Annotated in this window: 26 protein-coding genes and 1 pseudogene; 10 read left to right on the forward strand and 17 right to left on the reverse strand. The window is 58.1% G+C overall.

Annotation, left to right across the window (positions count from 1 at the left end; all coding sequences use genetic code 11):
- Positions 1 to 7: 7 nt before the first annotated feature.
- The 5 genes from RHM56_RS23325 to RHM56_RS23345 all read right to left on the reverse strand — a co-directional run bounded on the left by RHM56_RS23325 (position 8) and on the right by RHM56_RS23345 (position 6,295).
- A complete protein-coding gene (locus RHM56_RS23325; protein WP_322236470.1) occupies positions 8 to 1,051 on the reverse strand; it encodes an RHS repeat-associated core domain-containing protein in 1,044 nt (347 codons plus the stop codon).
- A 149-nt stretch (positions 1,052 to 1,200) separates the two neighbouring features.
- Positions 1,201 to 1,983 (reverse strand): MetQ/NlpA family ABC transporter substrate-binding protein, encoded by a 783-nt coding sequence (locus RHM56_RS23330; RefSeq protein ID WP_322236472.1) that lies wholly within the window; start codon positions 1,981 to 1,983, stop codon positions 1,201 to 1,203.
- A 195-nt stretch (positions 1,984 to 2,178) separates the two neighbouring features.
- On the reverse strand, positions 2,179 to 3,075 hold the full coding sequence (locus RHM56_RS23335) for a sigma 54-interacting transcriptional regulator (RefSeq protein WP_322236473.1): 897 nt from the start codon (positions 3,073 to 3,075) through the stop codon (positions 2,179 to 2,181).
- A 50-nt stretch (positions 3,076 to 3,125) separates the two neighbouring features.
- A complete protein-coding gene (locus tag RHM56_RS23340; protein ID WP_322236475.1) occupies positions 3,126 to 3,707 on the reverse strand; it encodes an alpha/beta hydrolase in 582 nt (193 codons plus the stop codon).
- Positions 3,708 to 3,922: 215 nt separating this feature from the next.
- Positions 3,923 to 6,295 carry a TonB-dependent receptor gene (locus tag RHM56_RS23345; protein ID WP_322236477.1) on the reverse strand — a complete coding sequence of 791 codons (2,373 nt, stop codon included), beginning with the start codon at positions 6,293 to 6,295 and terminating at the stop codon, positions 3,923 to 3,925.
- Positions 6,296 to 6,450: 155 nt separating this feature from the next.
- Here RHM56_RS23345 and RHM56_RS23350 point away from each other — a divergent pair, with 155 nt between their 5' ends.
- Both RHM56_RS23350 and RHM56_RS23355 read left to right on the forward strand, forming a co-directional pair.
- A complete protein-coding gene (locus RHM56_RS23350; protein ID WP_322236479.1) occupies positions 6,451 to 7,398 on the forward strand; it encodes a LysR family transcriptional regulator in 948 nt (315 codons plus the stop codon).
- Between the two features lie 100 nt (positions 7,399 to 7,498).
- Positions 7,499 to 9,112 carry an alkaline phosphatase family protein gene (locus RHM56_RS23355; protein ID WP_322236481.1) on the forward strand — a complete coding sequence of 538 codons (1,614 nt, stop codon included), beginning with the start codon at positions 7,499 to 7,501 and terminating at the stop codon, positions 9,110 to 9,112.
- Positions 9,113 to 9,196: 84 nt separating this feature from the next.
- Here the strand turns inward: RHM56_RS23355 and RHM56_RS23360 are convergent, their stop codons facing one another.
- On the reverse strand, positions 9,197 to 10,102 hold the full coding sequence (locus RHM56_RS23360) for a TauD/TfdA family dioxygenase (protein ID WP_322236484.1): 906 nt from the start codon (positions 10,100 to 10,102) through the stop codon (positions 9,197 to 9,199).
- A 52-nt stretch (positions 10,103 to 10,154) separates the two neighbouring features.
- Positions 10,155 to 11,177 carry an ABC transporter substrate-binding protein gene (locus tag RHM56_RS23365; RefSeq protein ID WP_322236486.1) on the reverse strand — a complete coding sequence of 341 codons (1,023 nt, stop codon included), beginning with the start codon at positions 11,175 to 11,177 and terminating at the stop codon, positions 10,155 to 10,157.
- Positions 11,178 to 11,484: 307 nt separating this feature from the next.
- Here RHM56_RS23365 and RHM56_RS23370 point away from each other — a divergent pair, with 307 nt between their 5' ends.
- From RHM56_RS23370 to RHM56_RS23380, 3 genes are all read left to right on the forward strand, one after another.
- Positions 11,485 to 13,083 carry an ABC transporter permease gene (locus RHM56_RS23370; protein WP_322236489.1) on the forward strand — a complete coding sequence of 533 codons (1,599 nt, stop codon included), beginning with the start codon at positions 11,485 to 11,487 and terminating at the stop codon, positions 13,081 to 13,083.
- Positions 13,080 to 13,895 carry an ABC transporter ATP-binding protein gene (locus tag RHM56_RS23375; protein ID WP_322236490.1) on the forward strand — a complete coding sequence of 272 codons (816 nt, stop codon included), beginning with the start codon at positions 13,080 to 13,082 and terminating at the stop codon, positions 13,893 to 13,895. Before RHM56_RS23370 ends, RHM56_RS23375 begins: the two co-directional genes overlap by 4 nt.
- Positions 13,896 to 14,153: 258 nt before the next feature.
- On the forward strand, positions 14,154 to 14,645 hold the full coding sequence (locus RHM56_RS23380; RefSeq protein WP_322236492.1) for a DUF962 domain-containing protein: 492 nt from the start codon (positions 14,154 to 14,156) through the stop codon (positions 14,643 to 14,645).
- 72 nt (positions 14,646 to 14,717) lie between these two features.
- Here the strand turns inward: RHM56_RS23380 and RHM56_RS23385 are convergent, their stop codons facing one another.
- Both RHM56_RS23385 and RHM56_RS23390 read right to left on the reverse strand, forming a co-directional pair.
- Entirely contained in the window at positions 14,718 to 15,362 is a 645-nt protein-coding gene (locus tag RHM56_RS23385) for an HAD family hydrolase (protein ID WP_322236494.1), read from the reverse strand.
- A 21-nt stretch (positions 15,363 to 15,383) separates the two neighbouring features.
- Positions 15,384 to 15,932: a gamma carbonic anhydrase family protein gene (locus RHM56_RS23390; protein WP_322236497.1), complete on the reverse strand. Its 549-nt coding sequence runs from the start codon at positions 15,930 to 15,932 to the stop codon at positions 15,384 to 15,386.
- 75 nt (positions 15,933 to 16,007) lie between these two features.
- Between RHM56_RS23390 and prlC the strand changes: the two genes are divergently transcribed.
- Entirely contained in the window at positions 16,008 to 18,086 is a 2,079-nt protein-coding gene (prlC, locus tag RHM56_RS23395) for an oligopeptidase A (protein ID WP_322236499.1), read from the forward strand.
- Positions 18,083 to 18,361 (forward strand): YheV family putative zinc ribbon protein, encoded by a 279-nt coding sequence (locus RHM56_RS23400; protein WP_095027602.1) that lies wholly within the window; start codon positions 18,083 to 18,085, stop codon positions 18,359 to 18,361. The genes prlC and RHM56_RS23400 overlap by 4 nt, the downstream gene beginning before the upstream one ends.
- A 108-nt stretch (positions 18,362 to 18,469) precedes the next feature.
- Here the strand turns inward: RHM56_RS23400 and RHM56_RS23405 are convergent, their stop codons facing one another.
- From RHM56_RS23405 to oscA, 5 genes are all read right to left on the reverse strand, one after another.
- A complete protein-coding gene (locus RHM56_RS23405; protein ID WP_322236502.1) occupies positions 18,470 to 19,450 on the reverse strand; it encodes a sulfate ABC transporter ATP-binding protein in 981 nt (326 codons plus the stop codon).
- Positions 19,451 to 19,453: 3 nt separating this feature from the next.
- A complete protein-coding gene (cysW, locus tag RHM56_RS23410) occupies positions 19,454 to 20,326 on the reverse strand; it encodes a sulfate ABC transporter permease subunit CysW (protein ID WP_322236503.1) in 873 nt (290 codons plus the stop codon).
- A 13-nt stretch (positions 20,327 to 20,339) separates the two neighbouring features.
- Positions 20,340 to 21,161, reverse strand: a complete 822-nt coding sequence (gene cysT, locus RHM56_RS23415) for a sulfate ABC transporter permease subunit CysT (protein WP_322236505.1) — start codon at positions 21,159 to 21,161, stop codon at positions 20,340 to 20,342.
- Between the two features lie 90 nt (positions 21,162 to 21,251).
- The gene (locus RHM56_RS23420; protein WP_322236507.1) at positions 21,252 to 22,265 is read right to left on the reverse strand and encodes a sulfate ABC transporter substrate-binding protein; all 1,014 of its coding nucleotides are present in this window, start codon (positions 22,263 to 22,265) and stop codon (positions 21,252 to 21,254) included.
- Positions 22,266 to 22,329: 64 nt separating this feature from the next.
- A complete protein-coding gene (gene oscA / locus RHM56_RS23425; RefSeq protein WP_019411821.1) occupies positions 22,330 to 22,512 on the reverse strand; it encodes a sulfur starvation response protein OscA in 183 nt (60 codons plus the stop codon).
- A 428-nt stretch (positions 22,513 to 22,940) separates the two neighbouring features.
- Between oscA and RHM56_RS23430 the strand changes: the two genes are divergently transcribed.
- Positions 22,941 to 23,210, forward strand: a complete 270-nt coding sequence (locus RHM56_RS23430; RefSeq protein WP_322236510.1) for a TIGR02647 family protein — start codon at positions 22,941 to 22,943, stop codon at positions 23,208 to 23,210.
- Positions 23,211 to 23,397: 187 nt separating this feature from the next.
- Positions 23,398 to 24,672, forward strand: a pseudogene (locus RHM56_RS23435) (class I adenylate cyclase); the annotation flags it as partial.
- A gap of 78 nt (positions 24,673 to 24,750) precedes the next feature.
- Here RHM56_RS23435 and rnk read toward each other — a convergent pair.
- The 3 genes from rnk to cyaY all read right to left on the reverse strand — a co-directional run bounded on the left by rnk (position 24,751) and on the right by cyaY (position 25,858).
- Positions 24,751 to 25,164 (reverse strand): nucleoside diphosphate kinase regulator, encoded by a 414-nt coding sequence (rnk, locus tag RHM56_RS23440; RefSeq protein ID WP_322236512.1) that lies wholly within the window; start codon positions 25,162 to 25,164, stop codon positions 24,751 to 24,753.
- A gap of 152 nt (positions 25,165 to 25,316) precedes the next feature.
- Positions 25,317 to 25,523 carry a DUF1289 domain-containing protein gene (locus RHM56_RS23445; RefSeq protein ID WP_322236514.1) on the reverse strand — a complete coding sequence of 69 codons (207 nt, stop codon included), beginning with the start codon at positions 25,521 to 25,523 and terminating at the stop codon, positions 25,317 to 25,319.
- Between the two features lie 2 nt (positions 25,524 to 25,525).
- Positions 25,526 to 25,858 (reverse strand): iron donor protein CyaY, encoded by a 333-nt coding sequence (gene cyaY, locus RHM56_RS23450; protein WP_322236516.1) that lies wholly within the window; start codon positions 25,856 to 25,858, stop codon positions 25,526 to 25,528.
- 204 nt (positions 25,859 to 26,062) lie between these two features.
- Between cyaY and lptM the strand changes: the two genes are divergently transcribed.
- Complete coding sequence (gene lptM, locus RHM56_RS23455; RefSeq protein ID WP_322236518.1) at positions 26,063 to 26,218, forward strand: LPS translocon maturation chaperone LptM; 156 nt, start codon at positions 26,063 to 26,065, stop codon at positions 26,216 to 26,218.
- The last annotated feature ends 1 nt before the right edge of the window (position 26,219 follow it).

Genomic DNA, 26,219 nt, shown 5'->3' on the forward strand with positions numbered 1-26,219 from the left:
GGGGAGGCTAAGGGCCGCTTCGAATATGATCCCCTTGAATATTGAGGACCACAGAAGGGCTTGGGTTTCGCTGAGAGCGCGCTGTATGTGAGGTTGTTGTCGTGGTTGTTGTCGTTGTCGTTGTCGTTGTCGTTGTCGAGGTGGTCGTCGTGCTGAGGTGTTGAAGTGTGTAGGATCTTGAACTAGATCCGTTCTGCAATTCTACATCAGGTATTGTTTCCAGATTTCTCAAGACCCTGCGCTTTTGAAAGTCTCGGCCGGTTATAAACGCGCTGCCGGCTAATGAGACACCCGTCGCCGCCGTTGATATCCAGTGTAATGCCTCCCCTACGTCCCCCCCCGGATCAAGCAGTGAGGCGCGAGCGGTTGATGCGCTTGCACCAATGAATGCCGCCGATGTTGTGCCGACCTTTACGACATGGTCAAGCGTGTGTGTGCGCCTTTTAATGGCAATGAGTGATTCTCTAAACCCGAGGGAGGGCATCGTTGAGACGGCTACAGAAAATAAACCCATGAAACTACTGATAAGGGTTTTCACATTTACGCCCCAGAATCGCCCATTCGGATCGCTTCGATTCACCGGGTCGCCAGAGCAATACGCATACGGATTAATCCCACCCTTGCCAAACGGGCTTAACGTATCGGGGCTGTTAAAGCGCATCAATACGGGGTTGTACGCTCGGTGACCGTTGCCCAACAAATAGTGGCCGGTTATTGGGTCGGGCGCTTCTCCGTTAAACCCTAACAGGCTCTGTTGTTCACTTTGAACGCGATGATGACCATAAGGGCTATAAGCGCGCGGGTGTTTGTGTGCACCGCTGAGTGAGTGCAAAACGCTGCGTTGCAGGTCGGTGCCCAGCAACAGGGTTTCTGATGTGTGTTTTTCAGCCAACAGCAGGTTGTGGTGCTGAAAGACTGACTGGCTGTGCTCACCCTGGCATGTCGTGCTCAAGCGTTCATGGTTATAAAAACGCTGCGTTGAGGGTGGGGCGCCCACTGAGGTTGTTGTTAAGCGATCCAAAGGATCGTAAGCATAGTGTGTAAGAGGCATATTGGTTGGCTCTTTGCGGAAGTCCCCTCAGCTTTGCCCCAAACAATGATCTTGCCTACCTGCGAAATCTGCTAGGTAGTTTTACCAAATAATAAAAAACGCCGACGACTGTAATAGCCGTCGGCGTTTTCAGTGGAGCTGGCGCTCAATCAGAACGCTGGTAGCACCGCACCTTTGTATTTTTCCGCGATAAACGCTTTAACTTCTGGGCTGGTCAGGGCTTTGGACAGCTTTTGGATCGCGTCGCTGTCTTTGTTGTCCGGGCGAGCTACCAGGAAGTTCACGTAAGGCGAATCAGCCCCTTCGATGATCAGCGCGTCCGTGGCCGGGTTCAGGCCCGCTTCCAGCGCGTAGTTGGTGTTGATCATGTCCAGGTCGACCTGGTCCAGCACGCGTGGCAGCAGCGCAGACTCAAGCTCTTTGAATTTGAAGTTGTGCGGGTTTTTGGCGATGTCTTTTGGTGTGGACACGGCGTTGGTCGGATCTTTCAGTTCGATCAAGCCGGCCTTTTGCAGCAGGATCAACGCCCGGCCGCTGTTGCTGCCTTCGTTAGGGATGGCGATGGTTGCGCCATCTTTGAGCTCAGACAGGTTTTTAACTTTTTTCGAGTAGCCGCCGAACGGTTCAACGTGAACACCGATCACGGTCACCAGGTTGGTGCCTTTGCCTTTGTTGAAGCTTTCGAGGTACGGCAGGGTCTGGAAGTAGTTGGCGTCCAGACGTTTCTCTGCGACCTGTACGTTCGGCTGAACGTAGTCGGTGAAGACTTTGATTTCCAGATCCACGCCTTCTTTGGCGAGGGTCGGTTTGATCAGCTCAAGGATTTCGGCGTGAGGAACCGGGGTCGCAGCGACTACCAGTTTTTCGTTAGCCTGTGCCAGGCCTGCCGTCAAAGCAGCCGCCAATGCGGTAAACAACAGAACCTTTTTCATGCAATGTCCTTAAGTAAATGACCGTTCGAATGACGGTTTTATTGGAAGTCGGAGCGGACAATACCTAACTTTTTTATTCCAGAAAAATAATATTTCTTAAGCTTCTTAGATCGTTTTGTTTGGATTGCGCTGTCCCTGCCTCGCGATTGTTTAAACGATCAAAAGATCGCGAGGCAAGCTCGCTCCTAAAAAGGGCTACGGCAGCAGGTTCTTCAGCGCTGCCAACTCCTGCGCCGTTGCGCCTTTTATAAACAGCTCAATCTGGCTCAGGCTGTCGGGCAGGTTTAAATGCTCGGGTTGTATCTCTTCGCCCGTGCTGACCAGCAGCGCAAAGTGAATCACGTTCTCCAGCTCACGGGTGTTGCCCGGCCAGCTGTGGCGCTCCAGTACGCGTTGCGCGCTGTCGCTGATAAACGGCACCGGCAGATTAAGGCGCTGGCTGTAGATGCCCAAAAAGTATTCGGCCAGCGACAAAATATCGCCCACGCGCTCGCGCAGGGCTGGCAATGCCAATTGCCCTTCGCTGAGGTAGTGATACAGCCGCTCGTGAAATTTGCCCGCTTTTACAGCCTGCGCCAGATCGATGCTGGTGGCCGCGACCAGCCGCACATCCACCGGGCTTGGCTGATGGGCACCGACCCGCGTGACTTCGTGGGTTTCCAGGGCCGCCAGCAGCTTGACCTGAATACCCAGCGGCAAATCACCGATTTCATCCAGGTATAAGGTGCCGCCATTGGCCGAGCCAAACCATCCGGCGCGGCTGCTGGCCGAACTGCTGTGGGCGCCCGGTGCGTAGCCGAACAGTTCGGCGTCGGCGTAGGTTGGGCTGATCGCGCCGCAATTAACCGAGACAAACAAACCAGAGCGGTCGCTGGCGCGGTGAATATGCCGGGCCAGCAGCTCTTTGCCGCTGCCGGTTTCGCCGCGAATCAGCACGGGCAAAGCACGTGGGGCGAGCAGTTCCAGGTCGTCACGTAATTGGCGTGAGCGCGGGTCGACAAACACCAGCGCTTTGGCGCGAATGCTCAGCGGGCTTTTTTCGGCGTCGGGAAAGGTCAGCAAGGGCTGACCAAAGGTTTCATGCTGACTCATGGCAGGCTCCCGCCCGCCGCCGATGGGTGGGCGCGGGCGTTACAAAAAATTCAGGCTCGGCGCAGGGCGCCGTGCTCAATGCGGGTTTGCAGGCGATACAAAAAGGCGAACCCTTGCTCCCAGCGTTGGTGGCCGGACTTGACGTTGATATGTCCAGCGCCGCTGAGAATGCCGACCTCGGCGCCCCATTGACGAGCGAACTCCATGGCGCGAGGCGCACTGGCCGCTGCATCGTTGTCCGAACCGACGACTTGGCTCGGGAACGGCAGGGTGTGCGTCGGGATCGGTGCAAAGTTACGCAGCGCGGGGGCGCAGGTTGGGCGTTCGACATCGGCCGGGGCCACCAGCAAAGCACCGCGCACCTGGTTCAGCAGGCTAGCGGGCGCGCGTTCGGCCCAATGCGCGACGGTGATGCAACCCAGGCTGTGGGCTATCAGAATCACGGGCGTGCTGTCGGCGGCAATCGCCTCGGCCAACGCAGCAATCCAGTCTTCGCGGCGGGGTGTCAGCCAGTCGGCTTGCTCCACCCGAGCACTGTTCGGCAAGCTGTTTTGCCAGTGGGTTTGCCAATGATCGTCAGACGACCCTTGCCAGCCCGGCACTATCAAATAGCGAATCGATTCGTTGCCCATGGGTGCATGCCTCCAGCGGTATGTGTGTTACCGAGTCAGTATAGGGACGGTTTTTAGATTCGCTAAGGAATAAGAAGCTATTTGTTAATAACCAAAAAACTTTTTTAAAGTGAGAGCGGGCTTGCTCGCGACGCAGACACTGCGGTGTATCAGGCACACCGCAGCGATCCCATCGCGAGCAAGCCCGCTCCCATACGGCAAGGTGTGGTCAGCCTTTAAAAATCATAACGGCCGGTCACGCCCAGTGTCCGTGGCGTGCCCAACAACCCTTCATAACCGCCGTTGGCGGCGCTCCACAGGGTGGTGTAGTAGGTTTTGTCGAAGGCGTTTTTCAGCCACAGCGACACGTCCCACTGACCTTGGTGAAAGTCCCCGCGCAAGCCTGTGGATAAGTTGACCACCGCGTAACTCGGGATCTGTGCATAAGCCGAGTCTTCGACCGTGCCCACGGCTTTGGAGCGGAACGCGTAGCTGGCGGTGACGTACTCTTCGAGGCCGTTGTTGAGGTTCCATTTGTATTCGCCATTGGCGTTGCCGATCCACTTCGAAGCGCCGACCACCTGATGCCCGCTCAAGTCGCACGAGGCAGGCGCGCCTGCTTGCAGGCTGACTTCCGGCGGGCATGGCGCATCTTTGTACGACAGGTAACGCACGTCATTAAACGATCCGTTGAGGTTCAGCGTCAGCCCGCGCACGGGGATCAACGTGCTCTCGAATTCGACCCCGCGTGAGCGCACAGAGCCTGCGTTAGTCAGGTATTGAGCGCGTGTGGAATCGTCGTAAGCCGTGGTCTGGTACCCGTTGACCTGTGTCCAGAACAGGTTGGCGTTGAGTTGCAGGCGGCGATCCCACAGCGTGCTTTTAACCCCCAGCTCGGCATTGTTGGCGCGCTCGGTCCCGATCAGCAGCGAGTCGGCCCCGGCGGTTGGCGCCGAGCCAACGGTGAGGTTCACCCCGCCCGACTTCTCGCCATGCGACAGGCTGGCGTAGCCCAGCACGTTGTCGTTGAAGTGGTAGGTCAGGTTCAGCAAGCCTGAAGGGCTGGTGCTGTATTGGTTCAAGTCGCCCGAATCATAAGCGCCGACCCGCGCCTGGCGTGCCGCTGCTGCGGCGCCGGTGACAGCGGCCCCGCCGACGGGTGCATTGCGTGTCACCCACGCGCTTTTCTCTTCATACGTGCCGCGCAGCCCGGCTGTGAAATCCAGCTGCGGCGTCAGGTGCCACGTGCCTTGGGCAAACAGCGCAAAACTGTTGGTCGAAATGTGGCCGTTGCCCACGGAGTTCACGTCCGCCAAGGCACCCGTTGCTGTGCCATTCCAGATGTCAGCCTTGGGGCCGTAGTAGGTGAAGGATTTGTTGTCTAGGTCGGAGCCGAAGTAGTAAGCCCCCGCCACGTAATCGAAAAAGCCGCCGGTTGGCGAAGCGATTCGAAACTCCTGAGACCACTGTTTGTCATTCACGGACACGCCTGCGTTGTAAGTCGCCGCTACGTCCAGGCCGTCGTCGTTGCGCGGGGTGAAATCCCACCAGCGGTAGGAGGTGATCGAGGTCAGCGTGTAGTCACTGGGCAGTGTCCAGTTGGCCTCAAGCGACGTGCCGCCCTGAAACACGGTGACCGATTGCTGGTTGTCGAGATTGACCTTGCGGTTCGAGCCGTCGACCAGCGTGGCCCCGGCTGCGGCAGCGCGTGTTTCGTATTGGTTAACGCCATTAATGGTCGGCCCGGTACTGAACAGCGTGCGGGTTCCCGCGCTGGAATCCTCTTCGTTGTAGTCGCCGATCCAGCGCAGGTTGAACGTCTCGCTGGGCTTGTACAGCAGTTGCCCGCGAAACCCTTCGCGTGCGCCGCCGTTGAGTTTATTGCCGTCAAATTCGTTTTTGATGTCGCCATCGCTGCGGGTTCGGTAGGCCGAAAAACGCCCGGCCAGATCATCGGTGAGCGGCCCGGAAATCGTCCCCTTGGTCTGGAAATAACCGTCCTCGCCCACTGACGTTTCGATGCTGCGCTCGGGGGTAAAGGTCGGCGCACGGGTGGTGATATTGATCACCCCGGCGGTGGTGTTTTTGCCGAACAACGTGCCCTGCGGGCCGCGCAGTACATCCAGTTGCTCGATGTCCATCAAGTCAAACACCGCCATGCCCGGACGCCCCAGGTACACGTTGTCGATGTACAACCCCACGCTGCCTTCCAGGCCATCGCTGGCCGGGTTATTGCCCAGCCCGCGAATCGACACGCTGGACTGGCGGGCATGCATGTAGGCGACGTTGACGCTGGGCACCAACTGCTGCAAATCCTGAATCCGGTAAACGCGCTGGGTTTCGAGGGTCTGGCCGCTGATCACACTCATTGGCGTGGGCACGTTTTGCGCGCTTTCTTCACGGCGTCGAGCGGTCACGGTCACGGTTTTCAACTGACTGTCATCGGCTTTTGCCGGCGCAGTTTTGGTAACGGGCGTGGCGTCCACGGCGGCTTGGTTTTCATCGGCCAGTGCCATCGAGCCCGTGGAGCAGCCCGCCAGAAATAGCGCCATCGGCAGGCGTTTAAAACGCCTTGAAGGGAACGGTAGGGCTTGCTGGGATTGGCTCATGGGCGGCTCCTGGTCGACGAAATACACAACCTTGTATATTCCTAATAGTTATTTGTTTATTTTTTGACAGATATTTACTGCATAAGAGATTGCCTTTATAAGGAGTCCATCGAATGCATAGCCAATGCATTTCCCCGATATTTTTGATGTGAAAAATGCATATCGACCTGCGCCAACTTCGTCACTTCATCGCCCTCGCCGAGCAGCGCAGTTTTGTTGCGGGCGCGCAGGCGGTAAACCTCTCGCAATCGGCATTCAGCCGCAGCATTCAGGCGTTGGAACACAGCGTGGGTTGCTCGTTGGTGGACCGTGGGCGCAAGGACCTGGCGCCCACCAAGCAAGGCCAGTTGCTGTTAGAGCACGCGCGGCGACTGGTCAGTGGCGCCCGGCAACTGACCAACGAGATCAACCAGTTCAATAGCCTGGAAAGCGGTGAGGTGTTGTTTGGGTGCGGCCCGGCGCCTGCTTCGGGGTTAGTGCCCAAAGCCATTGGACGTTTTATCGGGCGTTACCCGAAAGCGCGGGTGCATTTTCAGGTCGATGATTGGCAAAGCCTGAGCAAGCGCATGCTCAACGAAGAATTCGAGTTTTTCATCGCCGATACCCGCAATTTCGAAGCCGATCCGGCGTACTTAACCCAGCGTTTGCGACCGCGGCGCTGGTTTTTTTGCTGCCGCGCAGGCCACCCGCTGGCCCAGCGCAGCAGCGTCAGCGCCGAAGAACTGTTGAGTTATCCACTGGCCGTGACCATCCGCCCGCCTAACCTGCGCAAAGTGCTGGTGCAGTTAAGTGGACGTCAGGACTACGCGCCGAATGTGGAATGCGAAAGCCCGTTCAGCCTCATGAGCGTGGTGTTGAGCAGCGATGCCATCGGTATTTGCGGCGCCTACAGCGACGTTTTCTTGTACGCCAAGGGCGACCTGGTGCGCATTGAGGTCGACGAACTGGCCCAAGACCAGGACGCGCTCTACACCCGCTATGGCATCGTCAGCCGCTCATCGACCCGCCTCTCGCCCTTGGCCCAGGCCATGATCGATGAAATCAAACAACTGGATAACAGCGACGACCATGATGTGTGTGCGGTTGAGAACTTCGCGATTTAACGGCATGCGCTGTGTGCATCAAACCCATTCACCAAATGCGCTTGTCGCACGCGGCGCGCTCGCGCGAAATCGGTCATCTATCTGCCAAAGGTGAACCTTCATGCCACAGCTGCAACCCATCAAAAACGTGCTGTACATCATGTGCGACCAACTGCGTCGCGATTATTTGTCGTGCTACGGCCACCCGCATTTGCACACCCCCAATATCGACCGCCTGGCCGCGGCTGGCGTGCGTTTCAGCCGGGCCTATACCCAAGGCACGATTTGCGGCCCGTCACGCATGTCGGCGTACACCGGGCGTTATGTCAGCAGCCATCAGGTGGCCTGGAACGCGGTGCCGTTGCCGCTGGAAGAACTGACCCTGGGCGATTACCTGCGCCCCCACGGGATTCGTACCGCGCTGGTGGGTAAAACCCACGCCACGGCCAACGTCGATGCCTTACAGCGTTTGGCGATTGATCCGAACAGCCAACAAGCCGAAATCTTCAATGAGGTGGGCTTTGAGGCCTACGCCCGCCACGACGGCATTTACCCTGACAGCCCGTTGTTTGACGACAAGCGCGACTCTGCGCCCTACACCCAGTATTTAAAGGACTTGGGCTACGACGGTGCCAACCCGTGGCATGACTGGGCCAATGCAGGTGCGGGGGCAGATGGCGAAGTGCTCAGCGGCTGGAAAATGCGCAACGCGCACTTGCCGGCACGGGTGCAGGAACAGCATTCGGAAACAGTGTTCACCACCGACCGCGCCATCGACTTTATCCAGGAGCAAGGCGAGCAGCCGTGGTGCCTGCATTTGTCGTACATCAAGCCGCATTGGCCCTACATCGCCCCGGCGCCGTATCACGCGCTGTATGGCGCAGAGCAGGTGCTGGCGCCGATTCGCCCGAGTGCGGGCAAAGCCTGCGACCACCCGGTGTACAACGCGTTTCGCCAGCACGAAGAGAGCCAGAACTTTTCGCGGGACGAGGTGCGTTTGAATGTGATCCCGACGTACATGGGGCTGATCAAGCAGGTTGATGATCAATTGGGGCGGCTGTTTGACCTGCTGCAAAGCACGGGGCGCTGGGACGACACGCTGATTGTGTTCACCAGTGACCACGGCGACTTTTTGGGTGATCACTTTTTAGGCGAAAAAGAGTTTTTGCTGGAGCCTGCGGTGGGCGTGCCGCTGATCGTGCGTGACCCGCGTGCGGCGGCGGATGTGACGCGTGGCACGGTCGATCAACGCCTGGCGGAAACCATTGATGCCCTGCCGACTTTTTTGCAGGCGCTGGGGGTGACGGGGGCTGAGCACCGGTTGGAGGGTCGCTCGCTGATTCCGTTACTGCATGGGCAAACGCCTGCGTGGCGCGAGTACGCGATCAGTGAATACGACTACGCGTTTCAGGCCCCGGCACGTGAACGCCTGGGCCAACCGATTGATCGTTGCCGCATGACCATGGTGCGCAGTGAGCGCTGGAAATACTTGGCGTATGACGGTTTTCGCCCGCAGCTGTTTGACTTGCGCAATGACCCGCAGGAGTTGAATGACTTGGGTGAGGACCCGGCCTATGCCGCGGTGCGTGAGCAGCACATGGGGTATTTGTTTGACTGGCTTCGTGGGTTGAAGCGCCGCACCACCATCAGCCATCAGGAAGTGGATCGCCGTGCGGAGAGCTTTCGGTATGGCGAGCCAGAGGTTGAGAAGGTGGTGCAGATCGGGGTGTGGTAAGTCCCTTTCTAAGACCGAGCTTGCTCGCGATCTTTAAGAGCAACAGATCGCGAGCAAGCTCGTTCCTACAAGGTTTTGTATGGGCTACACGCCTTTTGTGGTCTGGCTGCGGTGTCCTTGCACGCTAACTGGCACATCGCCCTGCAAGGTCACACGGCGCACGATGCGGTCTTGGGTGCCGTAGTCGTCGATGGCGTAATGCTGGGTCGAGCGGTTGTCCCAGATCGCGACGTCACCCGTATTCCAGCGCCAGCGCACGGTATTTTCCAAACGCGTCACGTGGCTTTGCAGCAGGTTGAACAGGTGCGCCGAATCAGACGGCGAATAGCCCTTGATGCGTTTCACAAAATGCCCCAGCACCAAACTCTTTTCACCACTCACCGGGTGCACACGCACCACCGGATGCTCGGTTTCATACACGGTTGAGGTGAAAACCTTGCGGTATTGCTCAATTTTTTCTGGTGAGACATCCGGCTTGGTGCTCGCGTAGTCGTATTCGTTGCTGTGTACGGCCCACAGGTTGTCAGCCAGTTCTTGCAGGTTTTTAGGCAGTTTGGCGTACGCGCTGGCGGTGTTGGCCCACACCGTATCGCCCCCCGACGCCGGGGCCAGTACGGAGCGCAGTACCGACGCTTTGGGGTACGCGTCAACGAAGGTCACGTCGGTGTGCCACGAGTTGGCGCGCTGGCCCTGGGCGCCGTCCAGTTCCATCAAAAAGCGCGTGCCGTCACGCACGGGCACGGTGGGGTGAGCAATCGGGTCGCCGAGCAGTTGCGCGAAGGCTTCCTGGCTTTGGTCATCGAGGTGAGTCTGGTCGCGGAAGAAAATCACTTTGTGGGTCAGCAACGCCTGTTGAATCGCGTCGACGGTGCTGGCGTCCAGATCGCCCGACAGTTTGATCCCGCGGATCTCGGCGCCAATGCGCCCGGCCACCGGGTGTATTTCAAGTGTTTGAACGTCTGGTTTTACGGCTAAAGCGGCAGTGCTCATTGGATGACCCTCATTGTTTTGACGGCTTACGGTTTGAGTGCGACGAAAAGGCTTAGCGGGAGGCGGCTGCCAGCGGCGGTGTGACCCATTCGCTGACCTGGAACGGTTTGCGGATCAGGCGTTGCTCGGCGGCCAGGGTGACGGAGTCCTGTAATTTGCCGAGGAACACCGGGTCGAGTTGCGAGACGAAGATTTCGCTGAATTTCTGATCTTGCGTGTCTTTTTCAAGGATGTGCGCCGGGTAGTTGGCCAGCCCGGAGACCAGCGCGATGTAGGCCGGTTTGTTGGCGTCGTTGGTCAGCCATTGCACGCCTTGTTCCTGGGCTTTAAGCAGTTTGGCCACGGCTTGCGGGTGGGCATCGACAAAGGCACCCGAGGCCACCAGCACGCTTTGCACGCTGCCCGCGTTGTTCAGGTCTTTGGTGTTCAGCGGGATGTCTGCCAAGCCTTTGGCCTGCAACGAACTCAAGTTGGAGCCGCCCCACGAGGCGTCGATTTGTTTGGCTGCCAGCGCGGCCACTGAGGCGTTGAAGTCCAGGTTGATGATTTTGAGGTCTTTCTCGGTCAGGCCCACGCTGGCCAGCGCGGCGTCAAACGACAGTTGGGTAGCGGTGCCGCGAAACAGCCCGACCCGTTTGCCTTTGAGGTCTTGCAGGGTTTTGATCCCCGAACCCGGCACCACGGCCAAATACTGTTTGTTGTCGCGTGCGGCGGCACTCAACAGGCGTGTGTCCAGGCCGTTGGCTTTACCGATGATGGCGGCCAGATCGCCCAGATAAGCGAAATCGACCTGGCCGTTGGCGAAGGCCTCGTTGATCACCGGGCCTGCGCCTTTGAAGTACTTCCATTCAATGGTGACGCCGTCGTCGGCGAAGGCTTTTTCCAGCAACTGCTGGCTGCGCAGCACGTCGCTGATCCCGCCGCCGCTGTGTTGGCTGCCCGCGCTGAGGTCGGGCACGGCGATGCGGATTTGCTTTAAGTCATCGGCGTGGCCCAGCAATGGCAAGCAGCCCAGCAAGCCCGCTAAGGCAGGTGCGGCCAGGCGGCGAAAGGCGTGTTTGAGAGGGATTGGCATGGGTGCAGCTCCTGAATACGGCGGGCATTGAGGAGCAAAAAGTAGGCATAAGATGTAGCGAACAATAAATACTAAAAGCTCACAATTTAGTAACTAAAAGGAATAAGCGTTCTAGTCTGCGGCTGTCGGCCTGATATGCATAAGCCGCACTGAAAATATTCATTTAATGCATTGGCAGCGGGTCTCAAGACACGGCATAAAGGACGGCCTTATCTCTGATAGATATGAATATCAATATTTATAGATCAAACGGGAATATAAATAGAACGTTTGGTTGCGCCCGCACAACCGACAACGGAGGTCTGCGATGGCTAAAGCTTCGCTGCTCAATTTGCCTTTGACTGACCCAGCGTTGGGTGTGAAGGCCTGGTTACCTAACGTCAGTCAGCGCGCACTGCCGTGGTTATTGCCGATAGGCCTTTTTTTTCTATGGTGGTTGGCCGCTCGCGAGCAATGGATGAGCGAGCAGATTTTGCCGCCGCCTTCGCTGGTCTGGCAAAGCGCGCTGGAGTTGGGCGCGGGTGAGCTGTGGGGGCATTTGGCGATCAGCCTGCAACGTCTGTTCTTTGGTTTGCTGGTCGGCGTCGGTATAGGCGCGGTGCTGGGCGCCACGCTGGGTTTGAGCCGTGCGGCGGAACGGCTGGTTTTACCGACCTTCAGCGCACTGGCGCAAGTCCCAACCTTGGCCTGGATCCCGCTGTTCATGGTGTTTTTTGGCATCGGTGAAGTGCTCAAGCTGGTGGTGCTGATCAAGGCGATTGTGGTGCCCATCACGTTGCACACGCTGGTTGCGGTGCGCGATGCTCAGCCCAAGTTGCGTGAAGCCGCGCAGGTGCTGCGCTTGCCGCTGCACCTTAAAGTTCGCCGACTGATCGTGCCTGCCGCCCTGCCCGGTTTTATGGCCGGTTTGCGTCTGGCGCTGGCGGCTGGCTGGACCTCGTTGCTGGCCGTGGAGTTGCTGGCCTCCAGCGAAGGTATCGGCTACTTGATGGTCTATGCGCGGCAGTTGTTCATGCTCGATATTGTGTTTGTGTGCATCGTGGTGATTGGCGTGATCGGCGTCTCGATGGATCGCGGCATTGGCTGGCTGGATCAAAAACTGGTGCATTGGCCGCATGCGGCGACCGCGCAATTGACCCGTGGCCCGCGTTCGACCGGCTGGCAGCGTCTGCAATCAGGGTGGTTGCCGCTGTTTCTGCTGGCGCTGTGGCAAGTCGCGGTGACGCAAGCGTGGGTCGACCCGCAGATTCTATTGAGCCCGTGGGCAGTGGTGCACAGCACCTGGAGCGGTCTGGTTGATGGCAGCTTGCCGACGGCGATGGCTTTGAGCCTCAAGCGCACCTTGGGTGGTTTGTTGCTGGGCGGCGGTTTGGGTTTTGTCGGTGGCGTGGTGCTGGGGTTGTCGCCGACCTGCGAACGGTTGTTGGGGCCGAGCCTGTCGGCGCTGCGCCAGATTGCGATTTTTGCGTGGGTACCGTTACTCACGGCATGGTTTGGCCTGGGCGAGTTGTCGAAGTGGGTTTTCGTCGCCCTGGCCGCTTTTTTCCCGCTGTTTATTGCCACCCAACGCAGTGTGGCCAACCTTTCGCCGCAGTTGCGTGAAGCGGCGCAGGTGATGCGCCTGAGTTTGTGGCAACGCTTGCGCCTGCTGGTGTTGCCGGGCGCCGCGCCGGGGATCTTCGCCGGGCTGCGCCTGAGCCTGATCTACGCCTGGCTGGGCACCATCGGTGCGGAATACTTTATGCCGTCCAATGGTGGCATCGGCAGCCTGATGATCGGCGCCCAACAACTGCTGCGCATGGACACCATCCTCAGCGGCATGCTGCTGGTGGGCCTGACCGGCGCCCTGCTGAACCTGATTGGCCAACGCCTTGAAACCCGCGCAACCCGCTGGAGAAATGCATGAACGCACCTATCGTCAGTTTTAATCAGGTCGGTAAATCCTTCGAAGTGGACGGCCTGGAACTGGAAGCCATACGCGATTTCAATTTGCAGATTGCGGAAGGTGAGTTTGTCGCCATTGTCGGTTCCAGCGGCTGTGGCAAGTCGACCTTGCTGCGTTTGCTGGTGGGGCTCGACACTGAGTTTCGCGGCTCGATTGAAGTGGATGGCAAGGCCGTCAACGGCGTCGGCAGCGAGCGTGGGATCGTGTTTCAGGAACACCGTCTGTTCCCGTGGTTGAGCGTTGAAGACAACATTGGCCTGGGGCTGGTGAATGAACCGCTGACTGCGGCCGAGCGTCAGCAGCGGGTCGCGGCGTTTATTGAACTGGTGGGCTTGAAAGACTTCGCCCGGGCGTTTCCGCATCAACTGTCCGGCGGTATGGCGCAGCGCGTGGCGATCGCTCGCGGGCTGGTGGCCAGCCCACGGATTTTGCTGCTGGACGAGCCGTTCGGGGCGCTGGATGCCCTGACCCGCCAGCAAATGCAGGACGAGCTGCTGGCGATTCGCGAGCGGGCCAAAATCACCACCGTGTTGGTGACGCATGACGTCGAAGAGGCGATTTTTCTGGCTGACCGCGTGGTAGTGCTGGAACCGCGCCCCGGGCGGATCAAGCAAGTGGTCAACATCGACCTGCCCCATCCGCGTCATCGCAGCAGTTTTGAGTTTCATCAACTGCGTGAAGAGCTGTTGCATGAATTGACCCGTGAAGGGCCCTATCAGCCGCCGGTGCGCGAGCAGATTCGGGATTTGCCGCTGGCGTTTATTGCCTGCTGATACACCTGTCTCGTGCAGAAAGTCGATTTCGTAGCAGTTGTCGAGCCTGCGAGGCTACGTCCGATTGCGAAGCGATCGTAAACCCTAAGTGCAGGGTTTAACTGACCCACCACAGTGCTTGATTTTACGACTGCTACGCAGCCGGACGCAGCCTCGCAAGCTTGGCAGCTGCTACGGGTGCACGCGCCGTAGATCTGCGGCAGCTCCCACTAGGGCGTATTACACTCAGCTCATTGTCCCCCGCAAAGAGCTTGCGCCATGAAAAGCCTGATCGACCATCTGAGCCAATACGCCGCTTATCACCGCGATAAGCGCAATATCGTCACCCACTTTGTGGGCATCCCGCTGATTGTCATTGCCGTGGCCGTGCTGTTATCGCGGCCGCAATGGGCGGGTATCTCGCCTGCCGTTTTAGTGATGATCGCCAGTGCCGTGTTTTACCTGCGCCTTGAAGTGCGCCTGGGTTTAGTGATGACCGTTTTGCTGGGCTTGGCCGTATGGCTGGGGCACACGTTGGCGGCCTTGAGTACGGGGGCGTGGTTGAGCTGGGGAGTTGGGCTGTTTGTGCTCGGCTGGGTGATTCAGTTTGTCGGGCATTACTACGAAGGGCGAAAACCGGCGTTTATCGACGACGTGACCGGCCTGATCGTGGGGCCATTGTTTGTGGTGGTGGAGTTGGGTTTTTTGCTGGGCTGGCGCGGCGATTTGCAGCGCGAGATAGACGCGCGGCTGAGTGCGCCGATCTTGTAGGAGCGAGCTTGCCTCGCGATCTTTTGATCTTCTAAAAGATCGCGAGGCAAGCTCGCTCCTACAGTTTTGGTGTTATCTGAATGCTTGGTGCAGCTCATCCAACGTCTCAAAGTGGTACGTGGGCGCATGCGAGTTCAGCTCTTCGAAGCTGCCAAAGCCATAGCCCACTGCCGCTGCATCTAGGCCATTTTCGCTGGCGCCGATGAGGTCGTGCTTGCGGTCGCCGATCATCACGGTCTGCGTCGGGTCCAATCTTTCCTCTGCCATCAGGTGTGCAATCAGTTCGACCTTGTTGGTGCGCGTGCCGTCCAGTTCGCTGCCGTAAATCACCTTAAAGTGCTTGGCGAAGTCAAAATGTCGGGCGATTTCACGGGCGTAAATCTGCGGCTTTGAGGTGGCGATATACAGCTGGCGGTCCTGCCCGACCAGTGCTTCAAGCAGCGGCGTGACGCCGTCAAATACGCGGTTTTCGTACAGGCCAGTCACCGAAAAACGCTCGCGGTAAAAGCCCACGGCCTCCCACGCCTGGGCTTCGCTGAACGAATAAAACTCCATAAAGGCTTGCAGCAAGGGCGGGCCGATGAAGTGTTCGAGTTTGCGCAGGTCAGGCTCATCGATGCCCATTTTGCTCAGGCTGTACTGGATTGAACGGGTGATGCCCTCGCGCGGGTCGGTCAGGGTGCCGTCGAGGTCGAATAATACGTTCTGGTATTTCATGCAGGCTCCAAAATAGGCGGCTTAAAGGGGCAGGTCGTAGCCTTCGGCCATGTGCTGGTCTTTGAGTTTTACGTAGTTGCCGGCGCTGTAGGTGAAAAAGGCTTTCTCTTTTTCAGTCAGTTCGCGCACTTGTTTGACCGGGCTGCCGACATACAAAAAACCGCTGACCAGCCGCTTGCCCGGTGGCACCAGGCTGCCTGCGCCGACGATCACGTCGTCTTCAATCACAGCGCCGTCCATCACGATGCTGCCCATGCCGATCAAGATGCGGCTGCCTACGCTGCAACCATGCAGCATGACTTTGTGGGCGATGGTCACGTCATCGCCGATCAGCAGCGGGAAACCCTCGGGGTTGAATGGCCCGGCATGGGTGATGTGCAGCACGCAGCCGTCTTGCACGCTGGTGCGCGCACCGATGCGGATGCGGTGCATGTCGCCGCGAATCACGGTCAATGGCCAGATAGAACTGTCGGCCCCAATCTCGACATCGCCAATCACGACCGCCGAACGATCGACAAAGGCGCGTGCGCCCAATAAGGGTGTGTGCTGCTGGAACGGACGGATGGACACAAATAGCTTCCTTCTTTAGCAGTAATAGCGGGGCTGAGTGCTGCGCAGAGCGTCGATTGTAATTAAGATGGCCCAATGTTTCTTCCAGCCAAGGTGCCAAACGTGAGCGAGAACAACCCTCTATTGCAGCCCTACGACCTGCCGCCGTTCTCGGCGATCCGTCCTGAGCACGTACAGCCGGCCATCGAGCAGATCCTCGCTGACAACCGCGCTGGCATTCAAAAGATCCTCGCGGACCAGGGCCAGAACCCGACATGGGCCGGTCTGGTGCTGGCGATGGATGAGTTGAACGACCGTCTGGGCGCGGCCTGGAGCCCGGTCAGCCACCTTAACGCCGTGTGCAACAGCAGTGAACTGCGTGACGCCTACGAGGCGTGCTTGCCTGCGTTGAGCGCCTACTCCACTGAGATGGGCCAGAACCGCGAGTTGTTCCAGGCCTTCGAAGCCCTGGCGCACAGCCCGCAAGTGGCTGACTTTGACCAAGCGCAAAAAACCATTCTTGAGCACTCGCTGCGCGATTTCCGCTTGTCGGGCATTGATCTGCCAGAAGCCGAGCAGAAGCGCTACGCGCAAGTGCAGAGCAAACTCTCGGAGCTGGGCAGCAAGTTCTCTAACCAGTTGCTGGACGCGACCCAGGCCTGGACCAAGCACATTACCGACGAAGCCGCGCTGGCGGGCCTGACAGACTCGGCCAAGGCGCAAATGGCCGCTGCTGCACAGGCCAAAGGTCTGGATGGCTGGTTGATCTCGCTCGAATTCCCAAGCTATTACCCGGTCATGACCTACGCCGAAGACCGCGCCCTGCGCGAAGAAGTCTACGCCGCGTATTGCACCCGTGCGTCGGACCAAGGCCCAAATGCCGGTAAGTTCGATAACGGCCCGGTGATGGAGCAAATCCTCGACCTGCGCCAAGAGCTTGCCCAACTCTTGGGTTTCGGCAGCTTTGCCGAGCTGAGCCTGGCCACCAAAATGGCTGAAACGCCGGATCAGGTGCTGACCTTCCTGCGGGATCTGGCCAAGCGCACCAAGCCATTCGCAGCCCGCGACCTTGAGCAATTGCAAGCCTATGCCAGCGAGCAAGGCTGCCCGGAACTGAAAAGCTGGGACACCGGCTTCTTCGGCGAGAAACTGCGCGAGCAGCGTTACAGCGTGTCTCAGGAAGCACTGCGCGCCTACTTCCCGATCGACACCGTGCTGGAGGGCTTGTTTGCCATCGTGCATCGCCTGTACGGGATCGAGATTGCTGAAATCAAAGGTTTCGACACGTGGCACCCGGATGTTCGCCTGTTCGAAATCAAGGAAAACGGCCAGCACATCGGGCGCTTCTTCTTTGACCTGTATGCCCGCGCCAACAAGCGGGGGGGTGCATGGATGGACGGCGCGCGCGACCGTCGCCGCACAGCAGCCGGTGTGTTGCAGAGCCCGGTGGCCAACCTGGTGTGTAACTTCACGCCAGCCGTTTCGGGCCAGCCTGCGCTGCTGACCCACGACGAAGTAACGACCCTGTTCCACGAATTCGGCCACGGCCTGCACCACATGCTGACTGAAATCGAACACGCAGGCGTGTCCGGTATCAACGGCGTGGCGTGGGATGCGGTCGAGTTGCCAAGCCAGTTCATGGAAAACTGGTGCTGGGAGCCGGAAGGTCTGGCACTGATTTCCAGGCACTACGAAACCGGCGAAGCACTGCCTACAGACCTGCTGGATAAAATGCTGGCAGCCAAGAACTTCCAGTCCGGGCTGATGATGGTTCGCCAGCTGGAGTTCTCGCTGTTTGACTTCGAACTGCACGCCACTCACGGCGATGGCCGCAGTGTGGCGCAGGTGCTGGATGGCATTCGTGACGAAGTGTCGGTGATGCGTCCTCCTGCCTATAACCGATTCCCGAATAGCTTCGCGCACATTTTTGCGGGCGGTTATGCGGCGGGTTACTACAGCTACAAATGGGCTGAAGTGTTGTCGGCAGATGCCTTCTCGCGCTTCGAAGAAGAAGGCGTGTTCAACCCGCAAACCGGCAAGGCATTTCGTCAGGCGATTCTGGCGCGGGGTGGCTCGCTGGCACCGATGGAACTGTTCAAGGACTTCCGTGGCCGTGAGCCGTCGATTGACGCCCTCTTGCGCCACAGCGGTCTGACCGAGGACGCGGCAGCATGAGTGATGCACCGGTAAACGTGACAAAAAAACGCTTTATCGCCGGGGCTGTTTGCCCGGCGTGCAGCGAGCCTGACAAGTTGATGATGTGGAACGAAGACGAAGTGCCGCACCGCGAATGCGTGGCGTGTGGCTACTCCGACACGCTGAACGAGCAAGGCCTGTCGGTGCCCAAGGAATTGGGTACGCGGGTCAATACTTCAGCGCTGAAAAAAGCACCGGACCCGAAAGTCCAGGCGGTGCAGTTCTTTCCTAATCCGAAGCTGAAAAAGCCTTAAAGCCTTGCGAAAACCCTGTAGTCGCTGACGAAGCATGAGGCTGCGATGCAAACCGCATCGCAGCCTTCGTACCTCGTCAGCGACTACAACCCTCTGGTCAGGGCGTTTTTAAGCCTTCTGCCACACCTTCGGCTTAAAGAACAACGTCTCGCCACGGGCCAGCTCGGCCAGGCTGTCGTGGTCTTTGACCACTTCCACTTCGATCAGCTCGTTTTGACCTTCAACCTTCAACGTCACCCGGGTGGTCGCACCCAGCGGGCGGATGTCGCGTACTTGCGCGGCATGGTGGTCTTCGAGTTCGTGACGCGACAACGATACTTCGTGCGGACGGAACAGCACGTGCTGGTCTTCGCCGATGTGCAGGCGGTTGGAGTCGCCCAGGAAGTGGTACACGAAATCGCTGGCCGGGTTTTCGTAGACTTGCCCCGGTGAACCGATTTGCTCGATCACGCCTTTGTTCATGACCACGATGCGGTCAGCGACTTCCATCGCTTCTTCTTGGTCGTGGGTCACGAAGACGGAGGTCAGGTTGATGTCTTCGTGCAGGCGTGCGAGCCAGCGCCGCAGTTCTTTACGCACCTTGGCGTCGAGGGCGCCGAACGGTTCGTCGAGCAGCAGCACTTTGGGTTCGACCGCCAAGGCGCGGGCCAGGGCGATACGCTGGCGCTGACCGCCAGAGAGCTGTTCGGGGTAGCGGTCGGAGAGCCAGTCCAACTGAACCATGTTCAGCAGTTCGTGGACTTTTTCAGCGATGCGGGTCTCGTTCGGGCGCTCGCCCTTGGGCTTCATGCGCAGGCCGAACGCCACGTTGTCGAATACCGTCATGTGGCGGAACAGCGCGTAATGCTGGAACACGAAACCGACGTTGCGATCGCGCACGTCATGCCCCGAGACGTCTTCGCCGTGGAACACGATATTGCCCTGATCGGGGGTTTCAAGACCCGCGATGATGCGCAACAACGTGGTTTTGCCACAGCCCGACGGGCCGAGCAGGGCCACCAGCTCGCCGCTTTGAATGTCCAGATTGATGCTGTTCAGTGCCTTGAAGGCGTTGAAGTTCTTGCTGACGTTACGGACTTCGATCGACATGGTTTATTCCTCCGCGGCGCTGGCGCGCAGGCGGTTAATACGGGATTCGCTCCACTGCTTGAGCAGCAAGATGAAGAGCGCCAGGATCAGCAACAGGGTGGCCACAGCGAAGGCGGCGACGTGGTTGTATTCGTTGTAGAGGATTTCGACGTGCAGCGGCAGGGTGTTGGTCACCCCGCGAATGTGCCCGGAAACCACCGACACCGCGCCAAATTCGCCCATCGCCCGCGCCGTACACAACACAACGCCGTAGATCAGGCCCCATTTGATGTTGGGCACAGTCACGTGCCAGAACATCTGCCAGCCGTTGGCACCCAGCAGGCGTGCGGCTTCTTCTTCCTGGGTGCCCTGCTCTTGCATCAGCGGGATCAGTTCACGGGCCACGAAGGGCACGGTGACGAAGATGGTGGCCAGCACGATCCCCGGCAAGGCGAAGACGATCTGGATGTCGTGGTCTTGCAGCCATTCGCCGAAGAAGCCTTGCGCGCCGAACATCAGCACGTAGACCAGACCGGCAATCACGGGCGAAACCGAAAACGGCAGGTCGATCAGGGTGACCAGGATACTTTTGCCCCGAAAGCTGTATTTACTCACGCACCATGCGGCGCTGACGCCGAACAGCAGGTTGAGCGGCACCGAAATGACCACGGCGATGATGGTCAGCTTGAGGGCCGACAAGGCGTCAGGCTCAAGAATCGCGTCAAAGAATGCACCGAAGCCGAGCTTCAGGCCTTGCGACACCACGATCAGCAGTGGCAGCAGCAGGAAGACTGTGAAGAACAGCCAGCCGAGAGCGATCAGTACCCGGCGTGAGCCCGGGCTGCCACGGCGGGCGTCGTTGGCGGCAGAAGCCGCGCTTACTGTTGAACTGGACATGCGCTGGCCTCCTTCAGGATGGGGTTTCGATGCGGCGCTGAATCAAGTTAATGATCAGCAGCAAAATGAAGGAAACCACCAGCATCATCACGCCAATGGCGGTCGCGCCGGTGTAGTCGTACTGGTCGAGCTTGACCATGATCAGCAGCGGCAAAATCTCGGTTTTCATCGGCATGTTACCGGCGATGAAAATCACCGAGCCGTATTCGCCGACACCACGGGCGAAGGCCAACGCAAAACCGGTCAGCCAGGCGGGCAGCAAGGCCGGCACCAGGATGTAGCGGAACACTTGCAATGGCTTGGCGCCCAGGCAGGCCGCGGCCTCTTCGACTTCACGCGGGATGTCAGCCAGCACGGGCTGCACGGTACGCACCACGAACGGCAGGGTGACGAACGTCAGTGCCAGGGTGATACCCATCGGGGTGTAAGCGATTTTAAAACCCAGGTCGGTGGCGAATTGGCCGATCCAGCCGTTAGGGGCGTACAACGTGGTCAATGCGATACCGGCCACGGCGGTCGGCAGGGCGAATGGCAGGTCGATCATCGCGTCGATGATCTTGCGGCCGGGGAAGGTGTAACGCACCAGAACCCAGGCCAGAACAGTGCCGATGACGCCATTGATGATGGCGGCGACGAAAGCGGTACCAAAGCTTAGCTTGAGCGCAGCCAACACCCGAGGAGCGGTGATGATGGCCCAGAACTGGTCCCAGGTGAGTTGGGCGGCATGCACGAACATGGCTGCCAGCGGTATAAGCACGATGAGGCTGAGGTACACCAAGGTGTAGCCCAGCGTCAGCCCGAAGCCGGGTATGACGGGGGAGATACGACGTGACATAAGAGTCCTTGGTTAACGCACGAAGCCCGCAACTCAGTCGCGGGCTCTATGTTCTAGCTTTAAGCGCGACTTCACGTCGCGCCCCACAGGTTATTGCGCCTGGTAGATCTGGTCGAACACGCCACCGTCATTGAAAAATTTCGGCTGCGCAGTTTTCCAGCCGCCGAAGTCTTTGTCGATAGTGACAAGCTCCAGCTTCGGAAATTGTTTGGCGTATTTAGCGGCAACATCCTTGTCACGCGGACGGTAGAAGTTCTTGGCTGCGATCTCCTGACCCGCCGGGCTATACAGGTGTTCGAGGTACGCCTTGGCGATCTCGGCGTTGCCTTTTTTCTCAGCATTTTTGTCGACGACGGCGACCGGTGGCTCAGCCAGAATCGACAGCGAAGGCACGACGATATCGAACTTGTCAGTGCCGCCGTCTTCTTTGAGTGCCAGGAACGCTTCGTTTTCCCAGGCCAGCAACACGTCACCCTGACCGTTGTTGACGAAGGTAATGGTCGAGCCGCGTGCACCGGTGTCCAGCACCGGGACGTGTTGGAACAATTCTTTTACGTACGCTTTGGCTTTGGTTTCGTCGCCGCCGTTGGCTTTCAGGCCGTAGGCGTAGGCCGCGAGGAAGTTCCAGCGTGCGCCGCCGCTGGTTTTTGGATTCGGGGTAATCACCGAAACGTCTTTCTTGACCAGATCAGCCCAGTCCTTGATGCCTTTAGGGTTGCCTTTGCGCACCAGGAACACGATGGTTGAGGTGTACGGGGTGCTGGCGTCCGGTAGGCGAGTTTGCCAGTTTTCCGGCAGCGAGCCTTTGTTCAGTTTGGCGATTTCGTCGATGTCACCGGCCAAGGCCAAGGTCACGACGTCTGCGCGCAAACCATCGATCACGCCGCGAGCCTGTTTGCCCGAGCCGCCGTGAGATTGCTGGATTTTGACGTTGTCGCCCGGGTGGCTTTGTTTCCAGAAGTGGGTGAACTCGGCGTTGTAATCCTGGTACAGCTCGCGGGTCGGATCGTACGAAACGTTGAGTAGTTCGTAATCTTTGGCTACAGCGGAGCCAGCAAAAATGGCACTGGCCAGCGCGGCCAAAGCGTAACGGCGTAGGGACATAGGTGAGGCTCCAAAGCTTTTCTAGTTTTTATGGGCGCACCCAGGCGAGTGCGCTTTAGGCGAATCAGTTATTTTTTTGGCTTGGGTTCTGCAGACGGAATTTTTCTTTACGTTCGATCTGAACCACTTGTGCGTTGTGCACAGTGATTTCCACGGCACCAAAGCGCAGGTCTCGTAGCGCGCTCTGGATTTCCCGCAGAATGGTGGCTTCGTCCTGACCGTCAACGCTACGCAGAGATGCGCTCATGGTGTGCTCCTGAAAATGTTGGGTGCCGACTGAGGTGCTGGCTTGGAAGCAATAGTAGTGAGGCGCGATTATTCTTAAAAATACTATTTAAGAATGTTTATATAACTGAAAGCGCGGTTGCCGGAGGTCGTGCGTAGTCGCTGACGAGGAACGAAGGCTGCGATCGGCTGTGCAGCCGTCGTTAATCAGGCATTCGGGTGTCCCAGATACATTGATCGCAGCCTTCGTTTCTCGTCAGCGACAGGTGTTCATTCGTTCGCGCGCGTAATTGAAGACTGCAGCTACACTCCCATTGCCTCGTCAGAGCAATAACGCGAGGCAGGCACGGCATGCTGCTTTGCAAAGGTAGGAACTGTCACTGGACAGTCGGTGCGAGTGAGATCACCTTAGAGCAGTTGTCGTCTTTTCCTGCATAGTCTGGAGTTTTTATGTCGTTTACCCCTGAGTTGGTTGCCGAACTGGAAATCCTTGCACTGTTTAGTTTGGACAGTACCCAAGAGGGTCTGAAGATCCATCAAAATGCTGATCTCAAAGCAATTGCGGCTGCAAAGCGTCTGTACGAAAAAGATCTAATCACCCAAGTAGATGGTGGCTACCTCACACCCTTGGGGCGTGATGCGGTTGAATATACTCACCGTCTGTTAACGATTTTGACTTCGCAGTCCTTAACCTCCGTAAAACTGGCAGAACTTGCCTGATAGTCATGCCATGCCCACGGAATCTCACCGAGCAATGATTCCGCGGGCACATTCTTTACCCCGCCCAATGTTCAGATATGTAAAAAATCTGACGTCAAAAACACATTCCTTCTAAGTCTTTCTTACAGCTGGCTGTAAACTCTCCTCCCCTTGTCTTTCTCGCTTGGCGAGCCGGTCTGAGTTTGCCATGACGCGCCCCTTTGAAGTACGGCCCGCTCTGAATGAGGGAATCGACCGACAGATTCTCCATCAACTGCGTGGGCGATTTCTGGCTGTCAATCAGGGCCGTCTGGCCCGGGCGATGGCGGGTTTGACGCCCTGTCAGCAGACAGTACTGAGCCTGTTGGCGCTGTTCTTTCATGTGAATCATCGGTTGTTGCCAGGTTTCGTGTCGGACTGCACGCCTGCCGGGGTATCGGGCTATGCGCCGGATGCGCCAACGCTTGAGAGGGCGCAAGGCCTTGCACCTGATTTTGCTTACACCCCTGCCCCCAACGCGCCTCAAGCAATCCACGGCCTGTATTTGATGGGCAGTCTCGGCACGTTGGCCCAGACCGACAAGAGCGATATGGACGTGTGGATTTGCCACGCCCCGGATCTGGATGAAGGCGCCTTGGCGGCGTTGTACCAAAAGTGCCATCAATTGGAACTATGGGCGGGGAGCCAAGGCAGCGAGGTGCATTTTTTTCTGATTGATGCGCAGCGTTTTGCTCAAGGCGAGACGGCGTTGAAATGGAGCGAGGACGATGGCGCGACCGCGCAGCATTCGTTGTTGCTTGATGAGTTTTATCGCACGGCTATCTGGCTGGCGGGGCGCACACCGCTGTGGTGGTGGGTGCCGGTGTGTGAAGAGGCTCGCTATGCCGAGTTTGTCAGCGCTTTGCTGGCACAGTGCGTTATCAGCGCCGATGAGGTGATTGATCTCGGGCATTTAGCGCACATCGCACCGAGTGAGTTTTTAGGTGCCGGGCTGCGGCAGTTGTTCAAAGGCATTGAGTCGCCCTACAAGTCGGTGCTCAAGCTGCTGCTGATTGAGGTGTACGCCAGCGAGCACCCGCAGGTCAATTGCCTGAGCCTGGGGTTTAAGCGTGCGGTGTACAGCAATCAACTGGACCTCGATGAACTGGACCCGTACGTGATGGTGTACCGGCGTATCGAAGACTATCTGCGTGCCTGTGGCGATGTGCAGCGGCTGGAGTTAGTGCGTCGCAGCCTGTACTTGAAGGTCAATCGCAAGCTGACGCGTCATGCGGCTCAAGGTGGCGCGCAGTGGCAACGCCAGTTGCTGGAGCGTTTGACCACTGAATGGGGCTGGGATGAGCAGCAGTTGGCGCGGTTGGACAATCGCTCGAACTGGAAGATGGGCTCCGACAGCCGTGAGCGTCTGGCGTTGTCACGCGAACTGAATGGCAGTTACCGTTTCTTGAGTCGATTGGCCCGCGATGAGCCTGTACTCAGGTTGCCCGTCAGCGTGGATTAAGGCGTTGGGGCAGCGCTGCAAAGCCGAGCGCTACCGTTGATCCTGATCGTGCGGGGACGCTTAAAGGTCGAAGTCGCCTGCTGCTTCTGGCTGGTATTCAACTTCGAGCAGTTTGAGCTTGAGGGTTTTGCCACCCGGCGCTGGCCAGTCGATGTGTTGCCCGGCTTGCAGGCCCAGCAGTGCGCTGCCCACAGGCGCCAGAATCGAAATCTTGCCTTCGTCAGCGTTGGCGTCTTTGGGGTAAACCAAGGTCAGGTGATAGTCCTTGCCGCTGCTTTCTTCGCGGCAGTGCACACGCGAGTTCATGGTCACAACGCCCGCCGGCACTTCGTCATGGCCGACAATATTTTCGGCTCGATCCAGTTCGGCTTGCAGCGCAACAACACCGGGTAATGTGTCGTCGAGGTTGCCGATCAACTTCTCCAGACGTTGTACGTCCAGACGTGTGAGGGTGATCTCGGGTGAATGATTCATGACCTGGCAGACTCCTTTTTTCTGCACGGAAAAGCAAAACCCCGCCGAAAAATGGCGGGGTTTTGACCAGCCTCGTTAGGGCGAGGCGAACCCGGACACTACCACAGCAAAATAAATACACAAGCGAGGTGGGGTTAATGCTCGGCGCAGAATCAACCTTTGCGTTGCCGGGCCTGTTCGCAAATCACCCGGCGCCGCGGGTCATCTGCCGAGCGCCACTCGCGAATATCTTCGACGTGGCGAAAACAGCCCAGGCAGACCTTGTGTTCATCCAGCCGGCAGGTGCTGATGCAAGGGGAAGGCACTGCCGGGCTGACGTTGCTGTAAAGCGGTTTTACGGGTTTAGCAGGGGCGGTCACAATTAGATCTCGTCAAATTCCAGCTCGGCGCCAGTGAGTTCCTTTGTCAGACGGTCCACCATCTCGCTGAGCAGCTCTTCAGTTTTGTCGCATTTCCATACACTGTCTGCTTCGTCGTAGTCGAAGTGAAAACCGCCATTGGGCGCTGCCAGCCAAAGCTGAAACAGCGGTGCCTGACGGCTGAAAATCAGCGCTTTGCCATTCTCGAACTTGACCGTCAGGATCCCGGCTGCGTTCTCTACATCAACATCCAGATCACTGTCGTCGAAAACGTCTTCCAGGTTTTCCTGGGTTGCATCGACCAGATCGTGAAAACGGGCTTCAGTCAAACTCATGGTGGAACCTCGTAATGTCTAGTCATGCTCGGAGCTCGCAAGATACGGGCGCTCCAGGCCGATTGCAAACCCTAAGACTGACCGCTGGCAAGCCACCACTGATTATCCAGACAGGCGCCCGCGCTCAAGCCGTCTGCTGCATAGGCAAGCTGGTAGGTGCTCGGTATACTCGGGCGCAATTAATGCTTTTCAAAGGATTTCGCCATGAAGCGCCTGATCTCTTCTATTGCTGCGCTCGTCGCGGTTGCTTGCCTTGTTTCTGCCTGTGGTCAAAAAGGACCGCTGTATCTGCCCGATGACAGCCAAAATCCTGATGACCAAGCTAAGTCTTCGCAATCTAAAGCGCACAAGCACCAATAAG

The organism is Pseudomonas sp. CCC3.1, from assembly GCF_034347405.1.
GTDB lineage: Bacteria > Pseudomonadota > Gammaproteobacteria > Pseudomonadales > Pseudomonadaceae > Aquipseudomonas.